At 28.2% G+C, this 25,434-nt stretch carries 27 protein-coding genes; 15 read left to right on the top strand and 12 right to left on the bottom strand.

Annotation, left to right across the window (positions count from 1 at the left end):
- Window positions 1-15: 15 nt before the first annotated feature.
- From CRV02_RS06925 to CRV02_RS06890, 8 genes are all read left to right on the top strand, one after another.
- Window positions 16-558 carry an adenine phosphoribosyltransferase gene (locus CRV02_RS06925; RefSeq protein ID WP_129083094.1) on the top strand — a complete coding sequence of 181 codons (543 nt, stop codon included), beginning with the start codon at window positions 16-18 and terminating at the stop codon, window positions 556-558.
- Between the two features lie 9 nt (window positions 559-567).
- Window positions 568-1,785, top strand: a complete 1,218-nt coding sequence (gene trpB / locus CRV02_RS06920) for a tryptophan synthase subunit beta (RefSeq protein ID WP_258239248.1) — start codon at window positions 568-570, stop codon at window positions 1,783-1,785.
- A gap of 12 nt (window positions 1,786-1,797) precedes the next feature.
- Window positions 1,798-2,472, top strand: coding sequence for a DedA family protein (locus CRV02_RS06915; RefSeq protein WP_129083095.1), 675 nt, complete (start codon window positions 1,798-1,800; stop codon window positions 2,470-2,472).
- Entirely contained in the window at window positions 2,473-3,879 is a 1,407-nt protein-coding gene (locus CRV02_RS06910; RefSeq protein ID WP_129089709.1) for a leucyl aminopeptidase, read from the top strand.
- A gap of 30 nt (window positions 3,880-3,909) precedes the next feature.
- Window positions 3,910-4,902 carry a D-glycero-beta-D-manno-heptose-7-phosphate kinase gene (gene rfaE1 / locus CRV02_RS06905; RefSeq protein ID WP_129089708.1) on the top strand — a complete coding sequence of 331 codons (993 nt, stop codon included), beginning with the start codon at window positions 3,910-3,912 and terminating at the stop codon, window positions 4,900-4,902.
- Window positions 4,903-4,921: 19 nt separating this feature from the next.
- On the top strand, window positions 4,922-5,602 hold the full coding sequence (locus CRV02_RS06900; RefSeq protein WP_129083098.1) for a response regulator transcription factor: 681 nt from the start codon (window positions 4,922-4,924) through the stop codon (window positions 5,600-5,602).
- Window positions 5,603-5,664: 62 nt separating this feature from the next.
- Window positions 5,665-6,768, top strand: a complete 1,104-nt coding sequence (gene ychF, locus CRV02_RS06895; RefSeq protein WP_129089707.1) for a redox-regulated ATPase YchF — start codon at window positions 5,665-5,667, stop codon at window positions 6,766-6,768.
- Window positions 6,769-6,818: 50 nt separating this feature from the next.
- Window positions 6,819-7,637 (top strand): HDOD domain-containing protein, encoded by an 819-nt coding sequence (locus CRV02_RS06890; RefSeq protein ID WP_129083104.1) that lies wholly within the window; start codon window positions 6,819-6,821, stop codon window positions 7,635-7,637.
- A gap of 4 nt (window positions 7,638-7,641) precedes the next feature.
- On the opposite strand, the gene recO is transcribed toward CRV02_RS06890, so the two are convergent.
- On the bottom strand, window positions 7,642-8,259 hold the full coding sequence (gene recO / locus CRV02_RS06885) for a recombination protein RecO (protein WP_129089706.1): 618 nt from the start codon (window positions 8,257-8,259) through the stop codon (window positions 7,642-7,644).
- A 116-nt stretch (window positions 8,260-8,375) separates the two neighbouring features.
- Between recO and CRV02_RS06880 the strand changes: the two genes are divergently transcribed.
- A complete protein-coding gene (locus tag CRV02_RS06880) occupies window positions 8,376-8,687 on the top strand; it encodes a pyrimidine/purine nucleoside phosphorylase (RefSeq protein ID WP_129089705.1) in 312 nt (103 codons plus the stop codon).
- 16 nt (window positions 8,688-8,703) lie between these two features.
- Here CRV02_RS06880 and CRV02_RS06875 read toward each other — a convergent pair whose 3' ends face one another.
- The 4 genes from CRV02_RS06875 to CRV02_RS06860 all read right to left on the bottom strand — a co-directional run bounded on the left by CRV02_RS06875 (window position 8,704) and on the right by CRV02_RS06860 (window position 14,141).
- Window positions 8,704-9,060, bottom strand: a complete 357-nt coding sequence (locus CRV02_RS06875; protein ID WP_129083107.1) for a hypothetical protein — start codon at window positions 9,058-9,060, stop codon at window positions 8,704-8,706.
- A gap of 70 nt (window positions 9,061-9,130) precedes the next feature.
- Window positions 9,131-10,843 (bottom strand): HD domain-containing protein, encoded by a 1,713-nt coding sequence (locus CRV02_RS06870; RefSeq protein WP_258239247.1) that lies wholly within the window; start codon window positions 10,841-10,843, stop codon window positions 9,131-9,133.
- The gene (locus tag CRV02_RS06865; protein ID WP_129089704.1) at window positions 10,794-12,176 is read right to left on the bottom strand and encodes a PhoH family protein; all 1,383 of its coding nucleotides are present in this window, start codon (window positions 12,174-12,176) and stop codon (window positions 10,794-10,796) included. Before CRV02_RS06865 ends, CRV02_RS06870 begins: the two co-directional genes overlap by 50 nt.
- A gap of 48 nt (window positions 12,177-12,224) precedes the next feature.
- On the bottom strand, window positions 12,225-14,141 hold the full coding sequence (locus tag CRV02_RS06860; protein ID WP_129089703.1) for a cache domain-containing protein: 1,917 nt from the start codon (window positions 14,139-14,141) through the stop codon (window positions 12,225-12,227).
- A gap of 81 nt (window positions 14,142-14,222) precedes the next feature.
- Between CRV02_RS06860 and CRV02_RS06855 the strand changes: the two genes are divergently transcribed.
- From CRV02_RS06855 to CRV02_RS06835, 5 genes are all read left to right on the top strand, one after another.
- On the top strand, window positions 14,223-15,152 hold the full coding sequence (locus tag CRV02_RS06855) for a methyltransferase domain-containing protein (RefSeq protein ID WP_129089702.1): 930 nt from the start codon (window positions 14,223-14,225) through the stop codon (window positions 15,150-15,152).
- 86 nt (window positions 15,153-15,238) lie between these two features.
- Window positions 15,239-15,655 carry a disulfide oxidoreductase gene (locus tag CRV02_RS06850; RefSeq protein WP_129089701.1) on the top strand — a complete coding sequence of 139 codons (417 nt, stop codon included), beginning with the start codon at window positions 15,239-15,241 and terminating at the stop codon, window positions 15,653-15,655.
- Window positions 15,656-15,670: 15 nt separating this feature from the next.
- Window positions 15,671-16,228 (top strand): TlpA disulfide reductase family protein, encoded by a 558-nt coding sequence (locus tag CRV02_RS06845; RefSeq protein WP_129083112.1) that lies wholly within the window; start codon window positions 15,671-15,673, stop codon window positions 16,226-16,228.
- A gap of 60 nt (window positions 16,229-16,288) precedes the next feature.
- A complete protein-coding gene (locus CRV02_RS06840; protein ID WP_129089700.1) occupies window positions 16,289-17,497 on the top strand; it encodes a hypothetical protein in 1,209 nt (402 codons plus the stop codon).
- Window positions 17,498-17,505: 8 nt separating this feature from the next.
- The gene (locus CRV02_RS06835) at window positions 17,506-17,799 is read left to right on the top strand and encodes a hypothetical protein (protein WP_129089699.1); all 294 of its coding nucleotides are present in this window, start codon (window positions 17,506-17,508) and stop codon (window positions 17,797-17,799) included.
- A 1-nt stretch (window position 17,800) separates the two neighbouring features.
- Here the strand turns inward: CRV02_RS06835 and CRV02_RS06830 are convergent, their stop codons facing one another.
- Together CRV02_RS06830 and CRV02_RS06825 are read right to left on the bottom strand one after the other, a co-directional pair.
- Window positions 17,801-18,268, bottom strand: coding sequence for a ferritin family protein (locus tag CRV02_RS06830; RefSeq protein WP_129083115.1), 468 nt, complete (start codon window positions 18,266-18,268; stop codon window positions 17,801-17,803).
- 78 nt (window positions 18,269-18,346) lie between these two features.
- Complete coding sequence (locus tag CRV02_RS06825; protein ID WP_129083116.1) at window positions 18,347-19,096, bottom strand: hypothetical protein; 750 nt, start codon at window positions 19,094-19,096, stop codon at window positions 18,347-18,349.
- Between the two features lie 297 nt (window positions 19,097-19,393).
- Between CRV02_RS06825 and CRV02_RS06820 the strand changes: the two genes are divergently transcribed.
- Complete coding sequence (locus CRV02_RS06820) at window positions 19,394-20,509, top strand: pyridoxal phosphate-dependent aminotransferase (RefSeq protein ID WP_129089698.1); 1,116 nt, start codon at window positions 19,394-19,396, stop codon at window positions 20,507-20,509.
- Here the strand turns inward: CRV02_RS06820 and CRV02_RS06815 are convergent.
- From CRV02_RS06815 to CRV02_RS06795, 5 genes are all read right to left on the bottom strand, one after another.
- Complete coding sequence (locus CRV02_RS06815) at window positions 20,495-21,142, bottom strand: HAD family phosphatase (protein ID WP_129089697.1); 648 nt, start codon at window positions 21,140-21,142, stop codon at window positions 20,495-20,497. The genes CRV02_RS06820 and CRV02_RS06815 overlap by 15 nt on opposite strands.
- On the bottom strand, window positions 21,132-21,539 hold the full coding sequence (locus tag CRV02_RS06810) for a ModE family transcriptional regulator (protein ID WP_129083119.1): 408 nt from the start codon (window positions 21,537-21,539) through the stop codon (window positions 21,132-21,134). Before CRV02_RS06810 ends, CRV02_RS06815 begins: the two co-directional genes overlap by 11 nt.
- A 235-nt stretch (window positions 21,540-21,774) precedes the next feature.
- Entirely contained in the window at window positions 21,775-22,359 is a 585-nt protein-coding gene (locus tag CRV02_RS06805) for a TIGR00730 family Rossman fold protein (RefSeq protein ID WP_129089696.1), read from the bottom strand.
- Between the two features lie 4 nt (window positions 22,360-22,363).
- The gene (locus tag CRV02_RS06800) at window positions 22,364-24,853 is read right to left on the bottom strand and encodes an RND family transporter (protein ID WP_129089695.1); all 2,490 of its coding nucleotides are present in this window, start codon (window positions 24,851-24,853) and stop codon (window positions 22,364-22,366) included.
- A 6-nt stretch (window positions 24,854-24,859) separates the two neighbouring features.
- On the bottom strand, window positions 24,860-25,432 hold the full coding sequence (locus tag CRV02_RS06795; RefSeq protein ID WP_129089694.1) for a phospholipid-binding protein MlaC: 573 nt from the start codon (window positions 25,430-25,432) through the stop codon (window positions 24,860-24,862).
- Window positions 25,433-25,434: the final 2 nt, after the last annotated feature.

Below are 25,434 nucleotides of genomic sequence, written 5' to 3'. Positions count from 1 at the left end.
ATGTTAGGATTTAATATGGTATTAACTCAAGAAGAGAAAAAAATAATAAATGATTCAATTAGAGATATCAAAGATTTCCCAAAAGAGGGGATCGTTTTTAAAGATATTACAACACTATTAAATAATAAAGAAGCATATCAAACTTTAATGAACCATTTAGAACAAAGGTACAAATCCTATGATTTAGATTATGTTGCAGGAATTGACTCAAGAGGGTTTATTTTTGGTGCAGCATTAGCAGATAGATTAAAAGTTGGTTTTGTTCCAGTTAGAAAAAAAGGAAAACTTCCTAGTACAACAGTTTGTGAAAAATATGAATTAGAGTATGGTTTTGACGAAGTTGAAATTCATCTTGATGCTTTTCCAAAGAAAAATGCAAGAGTATTAATGATTGATGATTTAATTGCAACAGGTGGAACAGCAAATGCAGCTGCTAAACTTATCAAACATGTTGATGCCGATTTAGTTGAAGTATGTTTTTTATTAAACTTAACATTTTTAGAGGGTGCAAAAAAAGTAGAAGAGCATGCACCAGTATATTCAATATTAGAAATTTAAAGAAGTGATATGAAAGAAAATAACATTTATATACCAAAGAAAAGTAAATTTGATCCAGATGAAAATGGACATTTCGGAGAGTTTGGAGGAAGATATGTTCCTGAAACTTTAATGCCTATTTTAAAAGAGTTAGAAGAAGAGTATAACAAATATAGATTTGACAAAGGTTTTTGGACTGAAGTTAATGACTTACTTAAAGATTATGTAGGAAGAGAAAACCCTTTATACTTAGCAAAAAATGTTAGTGAAGAAATAGGTGCAAAAGTATATTTAAAAAGAGAAGATTTAAATCACACTGGTGCACACAAAGTTAATAATGTAATTGCACAAGGACTTTTAGCTAAAAAATTAGGAAAAACAAAAGTAATTGCTGAAACAGGAGCTGGACAACATGGTGTTGCCACTGCAACTATTGCAGCTCTTTTAGGTTTAGAATGTACTGTTTTTATGGGTGCAAAAGATGTTGAGAGACAAGAGTTAAATGTATTTAGAATGAAACTTCTTGGTGCAAAAGTTATCGCTGTAGAGTCTGGAAGTAGAACACTTAAAGATGCAATGAACGATGCTATTAGATACTGGGTAACAAATGCAAGAGATACATTCTATATTATTGGAACTGTTGCTGGTCCACATCCTTATCCATTAATGGTTAGAGATTTCCAAGCAATTATTGGATATGAAGCTAGAAAACAGATTTTAGAAAAAGAAGGAAAACTTCCTGATTATGTATTAGCATGTATCGGTGGTGGATCAAATGCAATTGGAATGTTCTCACACTTCTTAGAAGATGAAGAAGTAACTTGTGTGGGAATTGAAGCAGGTGGTTTAGGACTAGATACAGATAAACATGGTTGTTCCCTAGAAAAAGGGAAACCAGGAATTTTACATGGACAGTGTTCATATCTTTTACAAGATGAAAATGGACAAGTTTTAGAAGCTCACTCTATAAGTGCAGGGCTTGATTATCCAGGAATTGGACCTGAACACTCTTTCCATAAAGATAATAAATCAGTTCAGTATGATTCCGTTACAGATGATGAAGCTATGGATGCTTTTGTATGGTTAAGTAGAAAAGAGGGAATTATTCCTGCTTTTGAATCTGCTCATGCAATTGCATATTTAAAGAAAGCAAAAGATAAGTTACAAGGTAAGACTGTGATTATTAGTCTTTCTGGTCGAGGTGATAAGGATATGGTTCAAGCTAAAGAAATTTTACACTTTGACTAAATAAGGCTAGGAATGAAAGAGTTTTTAAGAAATAATGCAGGAAAAATACTTTTTATAGTAGTAGCTTTATTTGTAGTTTTTTTAGGATACAGCCTTTATCAAGCACCTGTAGAAGGTATTGAAAATAGGTTTGTTTATCTTTTAAAAACATATGGATATATAATTTTATTTGCTTGGAGTATTTTAGAAGGTGAAGCTGGTCTTATTATGGCTGGTCTTTTATCCCATACTGGTGATATGAATATGTATATGGCAATTTTTATTGCAGGACTTGGTGGCTTTGTTGGTGACCAAATCTATTTTTATACTGGAAGATTTAATAAGTCTTATGTTCATAGAAAGTTTAAAGGTCAAAGAAGAAAGTTTGCCTTAGCTCATATTTTATTACAAAAATATGGTTGGCCGATTATTTTTGTTCAAAGATATATGTATGGTATGAGAACAATTATTCCAATCTCAATTGGACTAACAAGATATAGTGCAAAGACTTTTGCTTTTATCAATCTTATTAGTGCTTGGTGTTGGGCAGCTATTACTATTGTTCCAACTTGGTACTTTGGTGAAGAGATTTTAATTGTTTTAAAATGGTTAAAAGAACACTGGTATTATGCTTTACCATTCGCATTATTGATTGGTGGAAGTATAGTTTACTATTTCCATGTAATGACAAAGAAAAAGGAGAAATAAATGGTATTAAATTTAATTGAAAAAAATATAAAAAAAGTAAATACTGATTTAGAAATTATAATTGTAGATTCTATTAAAAATTTAAAAGAAAAAGAGATTTTAGAAAATTTAGGTTTTGAAGCAAAAGATGAAGTATCAGTTTTACTTCCTGAATCAAGAAAGATTTTTGTTGGTTGTGAAGCTAATGATTATGACTCTTTAGCAATTGCAATTGCAACTGCTGTTAAAAAATTTAACTCAACAAAATTTACAAGTGCAAAAGTTAAAGTTGAAAAAGAGAGCTTAAAAGCTTTAGTTGAAGGTGCTGCTCTTGGTGCTTATAAGTTTGATAAATATAAATCTGAAAAGAAAAAAGAGAAAGAAAAAGAGCTAAACTTTTGTATTGAAAAAGTTACAAAAACTATTAAAAATAGTTTTGAAGAGTCTTTAGAGATTGCAAAAGCTGTAAATAAAACAAGAGATATGGTAAATACTACACCAGATGATTTCTATCCAGATGTTATGGCAAAAGAAGCAAAAGATATCGCTAAAGAAACAAAACTAGAGTGTGTAATTCATGGTGAAAAATATTTAGAAAAAAATGGAATGAATGCAATGCTAAGTGTTGGTAGAGCGTCAAGACATGAATCTAAACTTATTCATTTATCATATAAACCATCAAATGCTAAGAAGAAAATAGTATTAGTTGGAAAAGGTTTAACATATGATTCTGGTGGATTATCATTAAAGCCAGCAGATTTTATGACAACTATGAAATCAGATAAAAGTGGTGGTTGTGCAGTTCTTGGAATAATGAGTGTTATTTCAAAACTACAGCTTCCTTTTGAAGTTCATGGTATTGTTGGTGCTGTTGAAAATATGATTGGTGGAGATGCTTATAAACCTGATGATGTATTAAAAGCTAAAAATGGAACTACTATTGAAGTTAAAAATACAGATGCAGAAGGAAGACTAGTATTAGCTGATTGTTTATGTTATGCTCAAGATGAGATTAAAAATATTGATTATCTTTTTGATTATGCAACATTAACTGGTGCTTGTGTAGTTGGAGTAGGTGAATATACTTCTGGTATCATGGGAAATAATAATCAATTAGCTCAAGAAGTTGTAGATAATGCAGAAAAAGCAGGTGAATATGCTACTGTTTTACACTTCAATAGATTTTTAAAGAAAACAATCAAATCTGAGGTTGCAGATATAAATAATATTGCAAACACTAGATATGGAGGTTCGATTACAGCGGGAATTTTCTTAGAAAAATTTATTTCAAAAGAAAATAAAGATAAATGGGTACACCATGATATCGCTGGACCTGCCTATGTCGAGAAGGCTTGGGGATATAATCCATTTGGTGGAAGTGGTGCAGGAGTTAGAATGACTCTTGAGTTTTTAAAGAATATTAAATAATGTTATAGTATATTTTCATTAGGAGAAAAAATGATAAATATTGAGAAAAAACCTAAAGTTTTAGTTATTGGTGACTTAATGATTGATTCATACCTTATGGGGTCTTGTGACAGAATAGCAACAGACGCTCCTATCCCTGTTGTTGATGTAACAAAAGAAGAGTCAGTTTTAGGTGGTGCAGGTAATGTTATAAGAAACCTTGCTTCATTAGGTGCAAAAGTTAGTGTAATGTCTGTTGTTGGTAATGATGACAATGCGAAACTTTTAAAGCATCTTTTAGATGAAATTCAAACAAAATCTTTTTTGATTGAACAAAAAGGACGAAAGACATCTAAAAAAACTAGAATTGTCGCTGGTAACTCTCAAGTATTTAGATTTGACCATGAAAGTAAAAACAATATCTCTTTTGATAATGTAAAAAGTCTTTACTCTAAATTAGTTGAAAAAATAAAAGCATACGATGCAATTTTGTTAGCAGATTATGGAAAAGGTGTTTTAACTAAAGATTTTACTCAAAAAATTATTGCTTATGCAAATAAGAACAATGTTAAAACAATCGTTGACCCATATGGAAGTGATTATACAAAATACAAAGGTGCTACTTTAATTATTCCAAATAAAGAAGAAGCCCAAGCTGTAACAAACATAGAAATCTCTAATGATGATAAGTTATTAGATGCTTTAAAAGCTATTCAAAAAGAGTTTGAGACAGAACATGCAATTATAACTTTAGCAGAAGAGGGAATTGCAGTATTAAGAGAGAACAAACTATCAGTAATGCCAACTGTTCCATTAGAAGTATTTGATGTAACAGGTTCTGGTGATACTGTATTAGCATCAATTGGATTTTCATTGGGGTTAAACAACTCTATTTATGATTCAGTTGAATTTGCTAACTTAGCTACAGGTGTAGTATTAAGAAAAACTGGAACAGCTACAGTTTCGATTGATGAAATTCAATCAGACCAAGTATATTTAGATAGAAAATTAATAGAAAAAAACTTAGCTTGTAAAGTAAAATAAAACTATATTAGGAATTAACATGGAAAATAGTTATTCAGTATTATATGCAGAGGATGATGAAAGCGTAAGAAAGAATTACGTTTTATATTTAGAGAAGTATTTCGATAAGATTTATGAAGCAAGTGATGGGTTAGAGGCTCTTAACTTATATAAAGATAAGAAGCCAAATATCTTACTTCTTGATATTACTATGCCACAATTAAATGGTTTAGAAGTTATAAGAAAGATTAGAGAAGTTGACCAAACTACGCCAATTATAGTTTTAAGTGCACACTCTCATAAAGAGTATCTTTTTGAAGCTATTAAATTAAATCTTGTGGATTATTTAATTAAGCCAATCAATAGAAATGAGTTTAAAGAAGTTATTGAAAACTCTTTTGAAAGATTAAAAAATGATACAGTTAATGATGAAGATAAAGTTGTAATTAACAATAAATGTTACTGGGATGCTAGGTCTAGAATTCTATTCTTTAAAGATAAGATTGTAGATTTAACTAAAAATGAGAGAATCTTATTTGAGTTATTATTAAATAAGAAAAATCAAATTGTAAAACCAGAAGAGATTTCTTCATATGTATGGAATACTGAAAACAATGTAAACGATGCTAGTATTAGAAACTTGGTTAAAAGATTAAGAAAAAAATTACCTGTAGATATTATTGATAGTATTTATGGTAGTGGTTATATTTTAAATTATTAATTTGAAGATTAATCAAAATTAAAGTACTATTGCGTTTTTAAAATAGAAATAAAGGTTAATTAATGGGATTAGGTGTAGGTATAGTAGGGCTTCCAAACGTAGGTAAATCAACAACTTTTAATGCTTTAACAAAAGCACAGAATGCAGAGGCTCAAAATTATCCTTTCTGTACAATTGAACCAAATAAGGCAATCGTACCAGTACCAGATAAAAGATTAGACGAATTAGCAAAAATCGTTGACCCAGATAAAATCCAACACTCAACAATTGATTTTGTTGATATTGCTGGACTAGTTAGAGGGGCGAGTAAAGGTGAAGGTTTAGGAAACCAATTCTTATCAAATATTAGAGAAGTAGAAGTTATCTTACACATGGTTAGATGTTTTGATGATGGAAATATTACTCACGTAGAAGGTGATGTAAATCCTATTAGAGATATTGAAATTATTGAGACAGAACTTATTTATGCTGATATTACTCAGTGTGAAAAGAAAATTGAAAAACTAAAAAAACAATCTAAAGCTTCTAAAGAAGCCGCAGCTATGTTAGTTGTAGCGGAGGCTTTATTAAAACATTTAGAAGATCTTCAACCTGTTAAAACTTTTGAAGATATTGAAAATGATTTATTCCTTCAAATGGACAAAGAGTTAAGGTTCTTATCAAATAAAGATGTAATCTATGGTGCAAACATGGATGAAGATTCTTTAATGGAAGGTACAAATGAGTATGTTGAAGCATTAAGAGCTCATGCAAATGAAGTAAATGCAGATGTAATTACTCTTTGTGCTAAAATCGAAGAAGAACTTGTTGGAATGGATGATGATGAAGCAAAAGAGCTTTTAACTGATTTAGGTGTTGCTGAATCTGGTTTAGAACAAATCATTCATAAAGCATTTGATAAGTTAGGTCTTCAATCATACTTCACTGCTGGAAAAGTAGAAGTTAGAGCTTGGACTATTAGAAAAAATACAAAAGCTCCTCAAGCAGCAGCTGTTATTCATAATGACTTTGAAAAAGGATTTATTAAAGCAGAAGTTATCTCTTATGAGGATTTCGTATCTTTAGGTGGAGAAGCTAAATGTAAAGAGGCTGGAAAGCTAAGACTTGAAGGAAAAGATTACGTTGTTCAAGATGGTGACGTAATGCATTTCAGATTTAACACTTAATTTGATATAATTGTGTTACATAAAATAACCTTTGGTTGCAGGAGAATAAAATGACTGATACTATAATTGAGAAGATTGAAGCACTACCACCACTTCCGAAAACAGTTTTAGATATTGAAGAATTCAGACAAAAGAATGAAAAAGAGGCTTTTGAATTATTACAAATCATCGAAAAAGATGCTTTAATAATATCTACACTGTTAAAAGTTTCAAACTCAGCAATGTTTGGATTTAGAAGTAAAGTTGAAACAGCTAGTAAGGCTATTAACCTTTTAGGGATTAATTTTACAATATCTATTGCAATTGGTGGTACAGTTCAAAATCTTTTAAAATCAAACTTATCAGCCTATGGAATAAATAGTGATGATTTTATGCGAGCATCAAACCTAGCAACTACATTAGCTTCTCTTTGGTTAAATAAAGTATCTTTTGACTTAAAAGAGGAGTTAGTTCTTCCTGCACTTTTACAAGAAGCTGGAAAGTTTGTTCTTGCAGATGTAATTGATAGTGAAGGGAAGACTGAAGAGTTTAAAAACCTTATTTCTACTGGTCATACAATTGCTCAAGCAGAAAGAGAGACTGTTGGTGTAACAACTTCTCAAATTACTGCAAAAATATTTAGACACTGGAAGTTAAGTGAAAATCTTATTTCTGTGATTGAAAATGTAGATGATATAGATAAGTGTGAACCAGCATGTAAATCTAAATCAGAAGTTTTAGATGTAATTAAAACAATTTGTAATGTAACTGACCCAATGAGTGTTGAAAACATTGAAAAAGGTATTGCAAAAGCAAATAGTTATGATTTAGATATAAAAAGTTTAAAACAAGCTATTGAAAAACTAGAAGATAGATTACTAGACGAGTAATCTTCTATAAACCTTGAAGTAGAATATTCCATAAATATTCTATTTCACTATCATTAAAAAGTATCAAGTTCTTATTTAAATATAACTCTTCCATCTTTTTTTTATCAAACTTTCTACTGTAACTACAAGTACTATGTGTAGGTACAAAACTTCTAACTAGAGAAAAGTTTTTAGTAATTTTAGATTCACATAAAAAACATTCAAAGTCTGGATGAAGTCTTCCTTCATAATCTAAAAGTTCTAGATAGTTGTTACAAATAGCTCTTTTAGGATTTTGTTTAATCATTTCATGTACAAGTTTATCTAGAAGATTGAAATAAAAATCATCAATTGCTTCTACGTCTTTTAAGTGAGGATGAAATAGTTTTATAAATCTTTGCCAGCAGTAAAGTTTTTCAGTATCAAATATCCATTGAAAACTGAGTTGAATTACATCTTTAAGTCTTGGAATAGTACTTTTTATATTTGTTTCTAATTCAAAGTCTATTTTGTAGCCGATATTGATATTTGAATGTCTTGCTCCATAAAATCTATAACAAGTATAAACTTGACTCTCTGTTAATATAGTAACAATTAAGTCATCGTCTCTGACTTTTTTAATATCTATTATGTAACCTTGCATTCTCTTCTTTTAATTAAAATTGAAAAAAATTATATCAAACATAAAATAGATATTTGCTTCAAATAATTATTATGTTAAAATAAAACAAAATTTTTTAAAATTGAAAAGGGACTTTGATGGATTTTAATAATGTAAGTATTGCTAAAGAAGCAAATATCTTATTTGATGGAAACATTACTAGTAGAAGTATTACATTTGAAGATGGAAGTAAAAAGACTTTAGGAATTATGTTACCTGGTGAATATGAATTAAATACTGTAAACAAAGCAACTATTGATATTAACTCTGGAGTTGTTGAAGTTATGTTACCAGCAGAAGACTGGGTTGAATATGTAGCACCTGCAACTTTTAAGATTGCACAAAACTGTAAATATAAATTAAAAGTAACTTCTTTAGTAGACTATTGTTGTTCTTTTGAAAGAGTATAATTAAAATAGAAAAGGTTTAGGCCTTTTCTACTTCTTCATCCCAAAGTATGGATACACCATATTCTAAATCAGGAATAACATACTTAAAATACTCTCCTGAACCACTTCTTCCATGTAGTCTTACTATTGTTTGCTCATCTTGAAGTAGTTTTTTCATTTCGTATTCTGAAAAGCTTCGTTTATTCCATCTTAAAAATGCATTTGAATATACTCTAAATCTACATGTTGAATCAGCTGTAAAAACATATTGTTCACTCTCGTCATACTCTTTTTTAGCATTCTCACAAGAGTAAAGTTTAATATTTTTACCTTTTACATTTATTTTTTTTGATAAAACACTACCTTCACAATAAGGACACTTACCAAGTATCATTAAAAACCTTTTTTATTTGAATATTAACAAAAAAAACTATTAATAATAAAATACTTGGCAAAATGCAATATTAATCTTTGAATACAGAAAGAATAAGCTCTTTTAACTCACTTTTCATTTCATCATTCATATTCTTTTTATTTGTATAGATATAAAAAGGTACAGTATTTCTCATTGATTGTTTCAATCTTTTTCTTAGGGTTGAAATCTCATCTAGGTTTATTAAATTTTCTCCATCATATAAAGAAAACTCTTTTTCAATACCTATTTTAAAAGAAACCGTTTGGTAAGTGAAGAATAACTCTTCTTCTTTTTCTTCCCATTTTTTAATAAATAAATCTAGTAAGTTTTGAAGTTTAGATAGTTTTTTAGGGGTGATATATCCAAAACTTTCTCTAAACTGGTATCTTTCAATAGTTGAAAAACCTAATACTTTATAAAACTCATTTAAATTTTTCCAAGGGCTTCTAAAGAACCTTTTTCCAAATAAAACCTCTTCAAAACAGTATTTATATTTCTTTTCCATATGAGTTAAAGACTCTTTATTTTTTAGTGAAAAATACTCATTTTTAAATAAAGAGATTAACCAGTTCTCATCCAATACAGAGATTATATCAAGGCGTTTATCACTATCTTTTTCTTTTTGAAAGTTCCAAAGCATAGAGATACAGTTAAAGGGATTTTGTTCATTTTCTTTTTTGTCAAAGCATTTTGATGATAGGTATTGAACTACATTTTCAAGTAAGGCATCTGTTTTTGCAATACCATGATTATAGATAACTTTTTTATAAAGGTTAAATCTCATCTCAAGCATATGCTCTATATCTATTAATCCCATATCAAAAAAGCTTAAAAAGTATGAGTCATTCTCTTTTACAAGAACTGCTTGCTTTGTAATTCTAATATGATCTAAAGGACCTGTGATATAACCACTTGCTAGCATATCTCTATTTATATAGTCAAGTCTATCTGCATCAACTGTTGAGTCTATTATTTTATGAATAGTTGAAAAGTCAAAGCCTTTGTAAACCTTATCTTCAAGTATATAAATACATAAAGTTTTGATAAGTTTAAGTAGCTCTTTTTCTTCATTATCTTTTATAAAATCAAAAATCTCAAACTCAAATAGAAGCTTCACAAGCTCTTTTCCAATAGCTTCGTGTAAAATCAAAGTAGAGTTTTTTGTAATATTTTCATATAAAGAGATAAACTCTAACTCTTTTTCTTCTAAATCCTCTTTTTTGATTAAGTCAGAGTATATTTTTTTTAGTGCATACTCAACTTGATGGGAAAAGGGTAAATGTCCTACATCATGCATAAGTCCTGCTATTCTAATAGTTTGTAAAAGTATAGTATAAACAGCTCTATCTTTTTTATTTTTTGTAGGAATAGTAAACTCATATAAAGCTTTGTTGTCAAAGTAACTTAAATCATCAAGGTTGATGTTTAACTTTTGTTCTTTAACAATTGCTTTTATAACTTTTTTTAAGTCTTTCAAAAACTGATTTTTTGTCTCTTTATTTGCGTTTAGTAAAGAGTTTTTAAAAATAAATGAACTTAAATGCATAGTCCCTAAAGAGTGAATAAATCTTTTTGTTGTAATTGAAGGGTATGAAAAATAGGCTAAAGCATTTTGCGTAATAAACTGTAGCCTATTTAATATCTTTGTTTGTAAAATTTTATCTTCAAGTTTTGTATATGGTATATGATTGTATATTGTATCATTAACTAATCTATTTTGTATTTTGATTCCTTTCGAATATTCTTTCAGTAAACTCAGCAAATTTACCACGTACTGCTTTTTCCAACTCTATTGCAAACATATTTATCTCTTCGTGTTCATGTCGTGTTTGCTTCAGTAAAGTAGTAAGACCATTATTATATTTATTTAAATATAAATTATCGATTTGTCTATTTGAACCAATGACAATAGCCATACAAGATTCATCTAGTCTACTAAGAATCAGTTGTGTTGTTTTTTCAGAAGAGTTTTGCCACTCATCCATAATAACAACTGCACTAGAAAGAGTTCTTCCTCTAGCTTCCCCTGGCCATAGTGTTTCAATACAGTACTTTGAAGAAAGTTCAGAAATCTTTGATTCTATTGATTCTTTGTTTTCTCTACTTTCACTTTTTTTAAGATGTTTTTTTGCAATAAACTCTAAAGTATCTTGTAAAGCCATATTATAAATTCTAAATTTTTCATCATTTCCTGCTAAGTAACCTATATCAGCACCTCTATCAAGTGATTCAATAGAGTTTCTAACATAAACTATCTTATCATAGTGTCCTAAATCAATTAGTCTCATAGCACTAACCATTGACATAAGAGTTTTACCAGAACCAGCCTTTGCATCAATTACAAGCAACTCAAACATATCTGAAAGAATCGCTTTCATAAATAGTTTTTGTTTTAGGTTTACAGGTTTTACTTGCAAGGATTTAAAATCAGCTTCACTTAAAAGATTTATTCTCTCATTTATAATAATTCCATGACAAGAGTTTCCATCTTCACTCTCAAAGATATAACAGAAGTTCTCTTTAGTATACTCTTCATCATATCCTTGTATTTGTGCTTGGTCAAGTGAATTAAAAAGTGATGAATCAACTTTTATTGTTTTTATAAATTGAAAATCAGGAACTGTAGATTTATCATCATGTAGTGTTTCAGACTTAATACCTTTGAAAAGGGCAAAGGTTCTTGCATAAACATCTAGTGATAAAAAGATAGTTTGACTTCCTTTATAGTAGTCTTGAGCAATTGCAGCAACTTCTATAATTCTTTTATCATTGCTCTCACTTAAGTGAGTTTGTTCTATTTCAGATTCATATTTATCTTTTGAGATTATATGTAAAGTAAGTTCATCGTTGAAAAGTTTTACAACTTTGAAACCTAGTTTGTAATCAACTTCCTTGATTTTCATTTTTGCTAAAAGTCTTGCAAACTCTCTAGAATAAAATCCAAGTTCATTAGTAAGCTTCTTTTTATCCTCAAGCTCTAATAATACAGTTTCAGGGATTACAATAGCATTTGTACTATTGTCAGATATTCTACTTAAGTTTTGAACATTTTGCAAAATAATATTTGTGTCTAATACATATACTTTATCTTTCATAAGATAATTATAGCATGTAAAAGTTGCAAGTTAATGACAGTTTGTATATTAATTATCTTTTGGGAGTTCTATTATAAAGCATGCACCTTTATAATCAATGTCATTATAGTTGTATTCTTTATTTTCTACAAGAATTTCACCTTGCATATTTTTTCTAATAATCTCTTGGCTCATATAAAGACCTATTCCAGTTCCTTGAGATTTATATTTAGTAGTAAAGTATGGTTCAAATACTCTTGGAAGTATATTTTCAGGTATTCCACCTGCATTGTCTTTTATAGAGATCTTTATTGATGTTTTCTTTTTTGTTACATCAATAAATATAATTTTCTCTTCCTCAAAATCTTTTTTTACAAGTTCATCTCTTGCATTATTTAAAATATTAATTACTACTTGAATAAACTCATTTTCAAGGTTTTTAATTTCAACATCATTACTGTTTTTAATAATCTGAATGTTTTTGTTATGAAACTGAACATAAACTAAAGCTAAAGCTTTGTCTAGTGCTTCTTGGATAGAAAAGACTTCTTTATTTTTGTCAGTTTTGAAAAAGTTTCTAAAATCGTCAATTGTTTTAGAAAGAAATTGTGCTGAGTTATTTATTCCTTCAAGACTCTCTTCTAAAAACTTATCATCTAAGATATTCATCTCTTTTTGTAGTTTTAATCCAGTTGCTGTTGTAGAGATAGTTGATAAAGGTTGTCTCCATTGGTGAGCAATATTTCCAATCATTTCACCCATTGCAGCCATTTTTGATTGTTGAGCTAAAATATTCTGTTGCTTAGTATTTTCTATTAAATGTTCTCTAATTTCTCTTTTATATTTTCTAAACTTTTTTTGTAGTATTTTAGAAAAATATATTGAACTCAGTAATAATATTACTGCTAAAAATAGAGATATTTCAAGAGTCTTCTCAAGACTTTCTTGATATTCATTTTCTATTTCTTCTTTTCTATCTTTTATAGTTTTCTTTAAATCATCTTCATAGAAACCAGTTCCAATAACCCATTGCCAATCTTGTAATCCACGTACGAAGCTAATCTTTTTTATTGATTCTGCTCCATCTGGTTTTATAAATTGGGTATATTCATAAAAACCAGAACCATTTTTAGAAATTTCAACTAGTTCTTTTATTACTGTTCGTATTTGCTTTGCATCATTATTTGTAATTGCATCTTTTCCTATATACTCTTTTTTTATGTGACTTAAGTAAATAGAATCATAGGTTATTACAAATACATAGCCATTTAGTCCAAATTGTAAGTTTTTAATATGTTTTAGTATTTTTTCTTTTATTTCTTGCTCATAGTCTTCAATATATTCACCAGTTCCTATAAACCAATCAAAAGGTTTAAAGTTTTTGATATATCCAAGTTTCTCTCTCATCTTATCTTGTTTATTTGGGTTATACCAGTACCAAGAATAGAAAGTAGAGTCACTTTTTGATAAAGCTTTATTCATCTCTTGGATAATAAAAGTTCCCTTTGAGTCTTGATGATTAATAAAGTTTGTGCCTTCTAAGTTTTCATTATATGGAAGAAGAAGGTTTTTACCACTTTTTTCATAGATAAAAAAGTATCCACGTCCTTTATTAAATCTAACATCTCTTAGGGCATCAATAATAAGCTTCTTAATTAACTCTGGATTTTTGTTTTTATTTCTTTCATAAATAGAGTTTGCAATTAAGTGAGCATTTTCAACCGCTTCTCTAATTGAGTGTTTTAACTCTTCTTTAGTATAACTTCTCTCTTTTTCAATAAAGTTATAAATAGAGTCAACTCTTGTTTTGATTAGGTTTTTATTTTTTTGAATATATTCTTGAGTGATTTTTTCTTTTTCTTTTTCAAAAGTATTATTTTTATCAATAAACTGAAAAATAATAATAATCAGCGATAAGATAATAATAAAAAATGAAGGTGTATATTTAATTATTTTTAAAAATTGTTTTTCGTTTTCAAATATCATGTTTTGTACCTATTGAATCTTCATGATTATAACTATTCTGTAGTTAAACTTCGATATACTTTTAACAAAAAATGGAGAAAAATGAAAAAAAACTTTACAAAAAAATCATTATTCGAAATTTATGCTTACTTTAATAATAAAAAAGAAGAAAAAATAATAAATATTATTGTTTTAAATCCTGACGTAGTTGAAAATGCTTATGCAGGAGAGAAAATATTATTAGAAGATGAAGAGTATGTATATAGATCATATAAGTCTTGGAATGATTTAGCAGAAAAATTCCACTATAAAATGTTGACTCCAAAGTTAATAGATAAAAACTTTGTGGAGTTAAGTTTCTTAAAACTTGAAGATAAGACTTTTCATTCAAGTAAAGAAGTTGAAGAAAAGTATGGTGTTAATTCACAATTTTCTAGAATAAATAAAAATGAAGAGCCTGAGTTTTTTTACTCTTATTTACAAGCATTAAAAAATGTAAAAGTAAATAAAAGAAAAAGAGTTTTAAACCTTGGTGTTAATAATGCAGAAGAGTTTGAACTTATCAAAACAGCATTTAAAGATGAGTTCTCAGAGATTGAGTTTGTAGGTATTGATTATTGCCTTTCTGCAATTAAAAGGGCAAAAGAGAAATTTATAGAAGATGATAATGTAAAGTTTTATTCCCATGATATAAATCTTTTAGATGAACTAGATTTAGGAAAGTTTGATTTGATAATCTCAATTGGAACACTTCAAAGTTCAAATTTAGATTTTAACGCTATTTTTATGCATATTGTTCAAAACTATTTAGAGAAAACAGGAGCACTAATCTTAGGTTTTCCAAACTGTAGATGGCTTGGTGGTGAAGTTATTTATGGGGCAAAAGCTCCAAACTACAGCTTTAGTGAACAGTCATTACTGTATAAAGATGCTTTCTTTTGTAAAAAGTATTTACAACAAAAGAAGTTTAGAGTTACTCTTACTGGTAAGTATTATACTATTTTGACGGCTACATCAATAAGAGCAAATTAGGTGGTGTTTTCTTTTAAAGTCTTATTTACACAGACTTTACACAAGAAAATTATAAAATATGAAAAAATTATAGGATTAGTTAAATAATGAATAAAGTTAATTCAAGTCTCGTTCTTGTAATGTTTATTGTAGCTTCTGTAGCTACTTTAGGGTCACTATTCTTTAGTGAAGTAATGGAGTTTATTCCTTGTAGTATGTGTTGGTATCAAAGAATTTTTATGTACCCACTAGTTTTAATCTTTTTAATCAATCTTTTATATCCAGATGATAAACTATTTAAATATTCAGCACCACTTGTTTTTGTAGGTTTAGGGTTTGCTATTTACCACAACTTACTTATGTGGGGAATTGTTCCAGAAAGTGCAGTACCTTGTAAACAAGGGGTTCCTTGTTCAACTGAGTATTTTGAGTACTTTGGATTTATAAATATTCCATTCTTATCATTAGCAGCATATGGAATAATTGCAGTATTACTATTAAGTTTAAAAAAAAGTAGAGCATAAAGGAGAAATTAGTATATGAAGAGACTATCTTTATTATTTATATCAATATTTGCAGTATTGATTTTTACAGGATGTAATTCAAGTGATGAGGCAGTAACAATTGTAGAAGATAATACAAGTTTTGAAGAGCTTAAAAAGCAAAGTAATAAAACTTATAATCTTAAAACAACAGATGGTAGAACAATTACATTAACAGTAGAGAACGATGTTTTAACATCAGAGCAGTTAAAAGGAAAGTATGTATTACTTAACTTCTGGGCTACTTGGTGTCCTCCTTGTATTAAAGAGATGCCTGTATTTAATAAATTATATGAGAAGTATCAAGATAAGTTTGAACTAATTGGAATTTTATTTGAAAGAGATAAAGATGTTCAAGAGTTAGCTGCTTTTATGGAAAAGCATAAGATTAAATTTCCTATTACTGTAGGGGAAGAAAATTTTAGAATGGCAAAAGCTTTTGATGATGTTAATAAAATTCCTGAGTCATTTCTTTATGGAACAGATGGTAGGTTTTTAAAGAAATATGTTGGAGAAGTTGGAGAAAAGGACTTAGAAAGCTTTCTTAGTAAATAGTTTATGAAGTTTATTTTAGTATACTAATAATTATTTTTTACACTTGAAGGATAGTATACTATGAGTGACTTCTTAAGCCTTATAAAAGAATCAAACTACAATTTATTAGAAATTTATAAACAAGCTCCCAATGAGACTTTGATAACAGTTGCAGTGCTATTAGCTCTAATAGCACTTGCATACTTCTTTATTAATCACAGTATTAAAAAATCTACAGTATTAAAAGAGATATCTAAAATTGATGATATAAAAACTTTTGATGAACTAAATTCAAAACTTGTACTTTTTATTAATGAAGTACCAAAAAGAGGTGAAGTTGTAGCAAAAGCTTTAGATGAAAATAAAGATAAGATTTTATTTAAATCACTAAAACTTTTATCAACTTTCTCAATAAAAGATAAAATCAAAAAATATCAGATAATCAGTAAACGATTTAAGCAGTTATCTAACAGCTCATTAAAATACAACAATGATAAATTAACTACATATTTTAAAAATAAGTCTTTACAGTTATTAAGTAATGAATTAACTAATGAGATTAATGAATACTCTTCTACAACACATTTTTGCCAAGATGAGGTAGCAAATGTAAATGCTATTGTTCAATATGCAAATAAGCAAAACTCTCCTTGGCAAATTTTAGATGTACTATTTAAAAATCTAAATAGATTCTCTTTTTCTTATAATATTGAACTTTTCAAATTTATTGAAAAACTAAATAAAAAAGAGTCTAATCAAGTATATGATTATTGTAAAGAGAAAATTGATTCTATTTTCACAAGTGGTGAAGATGAAGTATCAGTTAATATTTTAGAGTATATTTATGAAAAAGAAGAGAAAGAAAAAGTTTATGAATATATAAAGACTTTAACTAATGCTTCTTATTTACAATATTTATATAAAGTTTTATTTGATAAAAAAGATGACTTACATCTTGACTTAGCATTTATAGCAAATCCTACACAAATAGAAAATGAGTACAAAGAGTATATAGATAACTCTTTAACTACAAACTGGAGAGATAAAGAGCATATTGAGTTTGTTTCAAAGTCTCCAGGTGTTTTAGATGTTTTAGGTCATACTGAATTTAGAAGTTTAATTGAAAGAGTAGATAGAATTAAAACTGATATTGAAAATAATAAGAAGATAGAAGAGGCTTTAACTATTGCAAAAAGAGCTGAATCTATTGCAATAGAAGCAAAATCTTTTAATCAATCTGGTTCTAAAAAGAAAAAAGAGAAACCTGTAGTTCAGCCAAGAGTTGATTAGGAGCTTTTTTGGAAGTTTTAGTAGTTGTTTTAGGTTTAGCTCTAATTGCTTTTTTAGTCTTTTATTTAGGAAACAATACAAGTAAAAAAGAGTATCGTTCAAGTGCTTTAAAAAAAGAAGAACTTATTCAAAAGTATGAAGATGAAATGAAAGCTATAATTGAGCAGTATAAAGATGACCCAGATACTTTAACTACAAAAAAAATAGAGTATCTAAAAAAAGCAAGTAATAAGATTCATAATAATATATTCTTTAGTGATAGTGAAGCAAAAGCCTTAGTTCAAAGGCTTGCTTCTTTATAGTCTAAAATTCAGCGCTAGCTACCCAGTTGTCTGGTTCTTCCAAGAAGTGAACAATCTCTTCTAAAACCTTTTTATGTTTTGTTTCTTCGTGAGCAATCTCTATAAATATTTGTCTCTCTTGTTCATCTTCAATATCTTTTGATTTTTCTATATAAAAGTTATGAGAGTTTTCTTCTCTTTTTATTGCATCTTTGTAGTAGTTTATTTGTTTTTCATCAAAGCTTACATTATCTTTTTCATTAGCAAGTGTTTCAAAGATTGTTTGAGTATCAGTAATAAGATTTAGATTATCAATATCTAGCTTTTCTTTTTTCATCATGCTTTTAAAAACATTGTAGTGCTTAACTTCTTCTTCTGCAAGCATGGTGAAAATTCTTTTTAATCCAGCATTTGGTGACATATTAGCCATTTCTCTATAGTAGGCTTCACCTTCTTTTTCTACTTTCATTGCATACTCATAGACATTCATCTTCTTCTCCTTTATGCGTAACAATTAGTGTTACTATAATATCTAACAAAGAAAATAATGTCAATGAAATATAAAGTTTTAACTATAAGATTGGCTAATAGGTGGAAAACTTTCAAATGATTTTTTTATGGCATTGTGAATTGATGTTTTATATTTAGAAACTTGTGCAGGTGCAGCAAATTGGATAAAGTCTTCTGACCACTCAATTGTTTTCTCTTTTTTATAAACAAAAGCAACATTTTTGCTTAGTTCATCTTTACATCTTCTATAGATAGTTTGTGCATAGTTGTTGATATAAATAAACTCTTTTGGATTGATTTTTTCTCCCCATGCAAAGAATACAAACTTTCCTTTTGGAATAATATTTTTGCAGTCTAAATACATAATATCTCTATCAAATTCAGTATTTTGTTGTGAATAGTAAATCTCTAAGTCTTGGTCAAACTTCATAAGTAATGAAGAAGCATCAATATTTTTTTCCATAAGATTAAATAGGTTTACAATCTCTACAAGTTTTCCTTCAAATTGATTTCCCATAGCATGTTTATATAGTGTAATATAGTCTTCACACTTTAGCTCTACCATTTCATCATATTGGTCAAAGTCTTGGTCTAATAAATATTTATTAGAGTCATATCCCACAGGAGTTACAAGTGGACTATACATAATAATAGTTCCTACAATGTTCTTCTTTTTGTCTTTGTTTGTTTTAATTAATTGTTTAAGCTGTTTAGCATCAATTTGTTCATCTTCTTTATTAAAATATAGATAACTTGAAGTTAAAAATACTTCTTCATATTTAGTTTCTAATGTTCCAAAATATTGCATAAAAATCCTTGTATTAGTCCTGAAATAGTATCAAAAGTAAGCTCAGACTTTGTTAAAATAGGAATAAAACTTAAATAAGACTAAAATACTCCTATTTGTTTTAGGGTGTGATTTTTAGTTAAGAGTAGTTTGCTAATATTTCAATACATTAAAAGAATTTGATGTAAACTACACAGCCAAATTTAATGAGAGTTAGCATTTTTTTATTCTTCTCCTTCGCTAATGCTGCTCTCATTAATATATCAAAAATCTAACCTTTTTATAGTATAATCCACTTTTTAATTATTAGGATTACTTATGCGATATGAAAATATGAACTCTTTTATTGTTATGGATATAGTTAGAGAAGCTTTGAAATATGAAGATACTATACATTTTGAAATAGGGCAACCTGATTTAAATCCAAACCCTAAAGTAAAAGAGGCATTAAAACAAGCAGTTGATGAAAATAGATTCTCTTATACTGAAAGTTTAGGTTTAAAAAGTTTACGTGATAAAATAGTAGCTCACTATAAAAAAGAGTATGGAGTAGATATTGATTCTTCTCAGGTTTTATTAACTCCTGGAACATCAGGGGCATTTTTAGTAGCTTATACTTTAACTTTAAAACAAAATGGAAAACTAGGGCTTAGTGATCCTTCTTATCCTTGTTATAAGAACTTTGCAAATATGCTTGATATAGAACCTGTTTTTATGAATATTGATAAATCATGTGATTATGAGTTAAAAGTTGAGCATTTAAAAAAGCAGAACTTAGATGCTCTTCAAATCTCTTCTCCTTCTAATCCAACGGGAAATATCTATGGTGATAAAAATTTAAAAGAGCTAGTTGAGTATTGTGATAAAAATAGTATCTCTTTTATTTCAGATGAGTTATATCATGGTTTAGTTTATGAAAAAGATGCTTCAACTGCTTTACAGTTTAGTGATAATGTCTTTGTTATCAATGGTTTTTCTAAATACTACTGTATGCCAGGACTTAGACTTGGTTGGATAATAGTTCCAAAGAACTTAGTAAGAGAAGCTGAGATTGTGGCTCAAAATATTTTTATCTCTGCTCCAACACTTTCTCAATATGCAGCTTTAGAAGCTTTTGATTATGAGTATTTAGAAGATATAAAAAATACTTTTAAACATAGACGTGACTATTTATATAAAGAGTTAAATGAAATCTTTAGTGTAGATGCAAAACCTGATGGAGCTTTTTATCTTTGGGTTGATGTTTCAAAATATACAGATGATAGCTTTGCTTTTGCAAAAGAGCTTTTAGAAAATATTCATATAGCTACAACACCTGGAAAAGATTTTGGAACTAACAGTACGAATAAGTATTTAAGATTTGCATATACAAGAGATATAAAGCATATGGAAGAGGGAATTAAAAGATTAAAAGAGTATCTACAAAGTAGATAAAAGCTCTTTTAACTCATCTAGTTTTTTAATATGATAGTTTGCTTTTGAAAAGTCATGGGTTTTAGTAAACTCATTATGAACTATAGCACACTCAATACCTGCATTGTATGCTGAAGTAAGACCTCTTTGTGAGTCTTCAACTATTATCGTTTCTTCTTTTTTTGCATTAAACCTTTTAACTCCTGCAAGATATGGATCAGGTGCTGGTTTAGCTTTTTGATACTCTTCAACACAAAGTGTAAAATCCATAAAATCAACAATACCTCTGTTTTTATGAATTAAATCAAAATCAACTCTTCTTGAAGTTGTAATAATAGCCATTTTATAGTTTTGAGATAACTCTTTAAGTAAAGGCTTTACACCTTGAATTTCAATATCTTTAGTTGTAAGAAACTCTTGATAGAATACATCTCTTTTTTCTCTTTGCTTATCAACTACATCTTTTGAAACCCCTTGAGCAAATGCAATTTCCCAAGCTGTTCCTCCTCTAGCCATAATCTCTAAGTAAGTATTTAATTCAAGTGTTAGGTTTAACTCTTTTAGTGCTTTAACATTAGCTTCATAATACCATTTTTCTGTTTCTACTAAAACACCATCATTATCAAAAAGAATAAATTTTTTTTTATTTGTCATCATACTCTTCAAACTCTTCGTCATAGAAGCATCCAAGTTGACAGTGAGTAACTTTTATATCTGAGTTATTGATTGTAGAGCCTACTTTTCTTAGACTTGCACCTTTGTCTCTTGCTGTGTACCAAGCAACTTCACAATCAACTTTTTTATCCTGTGCAAAGTTTTGAGATAGTTTATTATATATATTGTCATCTAAGTCAGAGAAGTTAATTTTTCCAAAAACACCAAGTTCGCAGTTTGTAATTTTTATATTCATTGATTTTGTTACTTCAGCCATGTCTTTTGGCTTCATCCCAATTAATCTGGCAACTTTAAATGCTTTTAGACATGATAGTTTGCCATCTTCATCAAGATTTGTTAGAAGTAAATCTCTTTGAATATTGTCAAGTTTTTTCATTAATTTATATAGCCTTAAAATTTTTTTGAATTATACAATTATACCATAACAATTGTGTAGCAAATGTGATAATTATATTCAATATTTATTGTATTGCTAAAAAAAAAGCAGAGCAAGGAGAAAGCTCTGCTTTTTAGGAGATTGTTTGTTCGCAAAAATGCTCTGAGTAAGTTCGCTGTTACTCATTGCTTAATAAAATTATAATAGTTAAGAATTAATGAGCAGTAACAAAAAATTAACAGTTTGTTAACGCTTTTAAAATCTCCCATTTACTCTTTGGTGCTTCATAGTTTATAAAGCCTTTGTAAATCACTTCTATATCGTCACTTACAATAATTGAATCAAGATGTTCTTTTAACATAAAACCTTCATTTACAGCATTTTGTAAAAAAGATAAAAGATTGTCATAATATCCATTTAGGTTAAAAAAAGCGCAAGGTTTTGTACTATATCCCACTTGTATAGATGTTAATATCTCTGAGATTTCTTCTAAAGTACCACATCCACCAGGAAATGCAATAAAAGCATCAGAAAGCTCTTCCATCTTTGCTTTTCTTTCTCTTATATCATTTACTTTAATGATATTTGAAAGCTTTTCATTTTCAAGCTCTTTACTTGCAAGGTCATGGGTAATTACTCCATAAACAGGAATATTCTTTTCTAAAGCATGGTTTGAAATAACTCCCATAAGTCCAGCTTTACTTCCTCCATAAACAATTGAACAATTCTCTTTAGCTAGATAATCAACCATTTTCAAGGCTGTATTTTTATATATCTCACTTTTCCCAAAGTTTGAACCACAATATACTGCAATATTCATTTACTTAAATACTCCTAGCTTTTTTATTACCATAAGGTTTTAATAGAATTAATAGTTTTGGAAGTAAAAGTAGAGCAGAGCTTAAAATAGTTGCCATTACAATTACTGTTAATAGTCCAAAATAGATAGTAGGAATAAGATTTGATAAAACTAAAATACAGAATCCAACAATTACTACTAAAGAAGTATAAGTCATAGCATAACCGATACTTTCATGACTTCTTTTCATAGCTTCCATATAGTTATGGTCTTTTTTGTACTCTTCCTGGAATCTATGAATATAGTGAATAGTATCATCTACCCCAATTCCTATAGAAATAGCTGCAATAGTAATAGTCATAATATCTAGTGGAATAGTTAGCCATCCCATAATTCCAAAGATAATAGAGATAGGAACAATATTTGCCAAGATTGCAATTGTTGCTATTTTAAATGATTTAAATAGTATTAAAAACATTACAAATAAAATTACAACTACAAAACCTAAAGTCTTGATTTGCGAATCAAATAGCGATTGAAGCATGTTGTTATATAAAACCATTAGGTTTGATAATCTAAACTCTACACTTGAGCTATTTATTACAGCAGGAAGTTCACTATTAATTCTTTTTAAAAGCTCATCCCTTCTTAAATCGGGATTTGAATCAATGATTCTAGTTGTAATTCTTGCTTGATTATTTTCAATATTAATATAAGGACTTAGAATTATCTTTTTATACTCTTCAGGAAGCTTCTTATAAAGTAAAGCAAGGGTGAAACTATCTAACTCTTTTCCTTCATTTAATGTTTTTCCTATTTTTAAAAGAGTTGCTAATGATTGAACTTTTCCTATTTCATCAATAGATTCTAAATAGTTATGTACTCTTAGAATTACATTTAGTTTATCCCTTGTAAACCAATACTCTTCACTACTTTTATCAATAGCAAATTCATCTTCAAAAGAGTCAAATCCAAAGCTATCTGTTGATGCTTTAACTTCTTGTTTCTCTTCCTCTTTAAAAGTAATTACTACATCTAAAGGAGTTGTTCCTCCTAAACTTTCATCAATTACTTTCATTCCTTTGTATATCTGCGTTGATTCTTTAAAGTAGTTAATAAAACTATTTTCAACAATAAGTTTTGAAGCTCCTGTTAGTGCAAAAACTACTACAATAATACTTGTAAAGATGATTTTTTTACCATGAAATTCTACTAAATATTTTGATAAAGCAATTGTTTTTAGCTTGAAGTTAGACTCTTTTGGACTTTTAACTTTTTTTATAAGTATTAAAATAGCTGGAAATACAATAAAAGAGATAACTAAAGAAATAGCAATACCAGTACTCATCATCCAACCTAAGTTTTTAACTGGTTGAATACCTGATAAAACTAAAGAACCAAATCCTGCAATAGTAGTAATAATAGCAAAAAATGATGGGTTTAGTTTTGATAAAATAGTATTTATTACTAACTTATATTGTGAAGAGTTAGGATAGATAGAACTAAGCTCTCTATATCTTACAATTAAGTGTAAAACAATAGATATTGTAATAATTAATTGTAATGCAATAAAGTTTGATGAGATAACTGTTACTTCCCAAGCAAAGAAACCTAAAGCACCTGTTGTTGAAACTACTGAAAGTACACAGATTAATAAAGGTAGAGTTATCCAAATCATTTGTCTAAAAATAACCCATAAAATAAGGATTAGAAGTAGAACTAAAGTTGAACCATAGATAACTAAATCATTTTTTACAAAAGTGATAATATCATCAGCAATCATATTTACTCCACCTAAAAATAGGGAAGCATTATTTTGATACTTAGCAATTACTGTTCTTATCTCTTCTATTGTTTGACTGTTTTCTTCTCTTTGTTTATCTCTAAATAGTTTGAACTCTTTTTGAATCTTAGTTAACTGATGTTTTTCTTCTTCACTTAAACTATTAGTTCTTTGTTTATCTAAAAGTTTTTTTCTTTTATCAATAAACTCAAAATACTCTTTATTCTCTTTTAGATTTAAAACTAGTGCTGTTGTTTTAAAATTAGAACTAACTAAGGTATTTTTATAAATCTCAGAAGTTAAAAACTCTTCTTTAACTAATTTTTTATCTGGATTACTATTTTCTAATGTTCTTATATTATCAACAAGTTTTGTTAACTTTTGAACAGGAGATTGAAGTAGGGGAACATTTAAAATAGAAGTTATAGAGGCAATATTCTCTATTTGTGTTAACTCTTCTGATAGTCTTTTTAATTCCTCTAGTGTTTCATCATGAAGTAAATCTTTTTTTGGAGAGTATGTAACTAGTAAGAAATCAGGATTGTAGTATAACTTTGAAACTTTTCTAGCAAATTGTAAATCTTTGTCATCATCAAGTAGTAATGTTTCTGAAGAAGCGTCAATCTCTAACTTTGTAGAGTAATATCCTAAGAATATTACTCCTAATAAAAGTATAAAAACTGTTTTAAAGGGGTGTTTTATAACAGTTAAATCAAAAAACTTTTTAGTCATATTAAACTATTTTTTACTATTTAAGTTTTTTAATAAATCATCAAAAGATTTGTCTTTTAAAAATCCTGCGAATTGTTGTCTGTAAGTTTGAATAATACTTACTCCAAGTAGATTGATATCATAAATCTTCCATTCATCTTTTGCTTTTTGGTAGAATTTATAGTTAATATCAAAGTTCTCTTTCTCACCAACAAGTACAGTATTTACAATAATTCTATTGCTTTTTGGTTCTTGTGTCCCTAAAAATTTAATCTCTTGATTTGTATATAAATCAAGTTTATTAAGGTATGACTTTTTTAAAACTTCAGTAAATAGTGAAGTGAACTCTTCTCTTTTATCATTTGAAAGTGTATTCCACTCTTTTCCAAGTGATAATCTAGCCATTAAAGTATAGTCAAAGATTGGATCCATCTTTGAAATTATTTGTTGACTTTTGGCCTCTTTATTTAGCTCTTTACTTTTTAAAATAGAAAGTACTTCATTTACTTTTTTAACCATATGTGGTTCTATTTCTTCTTTAGTTACTGCGAATATTAAAGTTGTAGAAACTAGAAATAGTAGAAAATATTTTTTTAACATTG

Origin of the sequence: Arcobacter sp. CECT 8989, assembly GCF_004116715.1 — a bacterium.
Classification (GTDB): Bacteria; Campylobacterota; Campylobacteria; order Campylobacterales; family Arcobacteraceae; genus Halarcobacter.
This window is presented reverse-complemented; position numbering and strand designations above follow the sequence as displayed.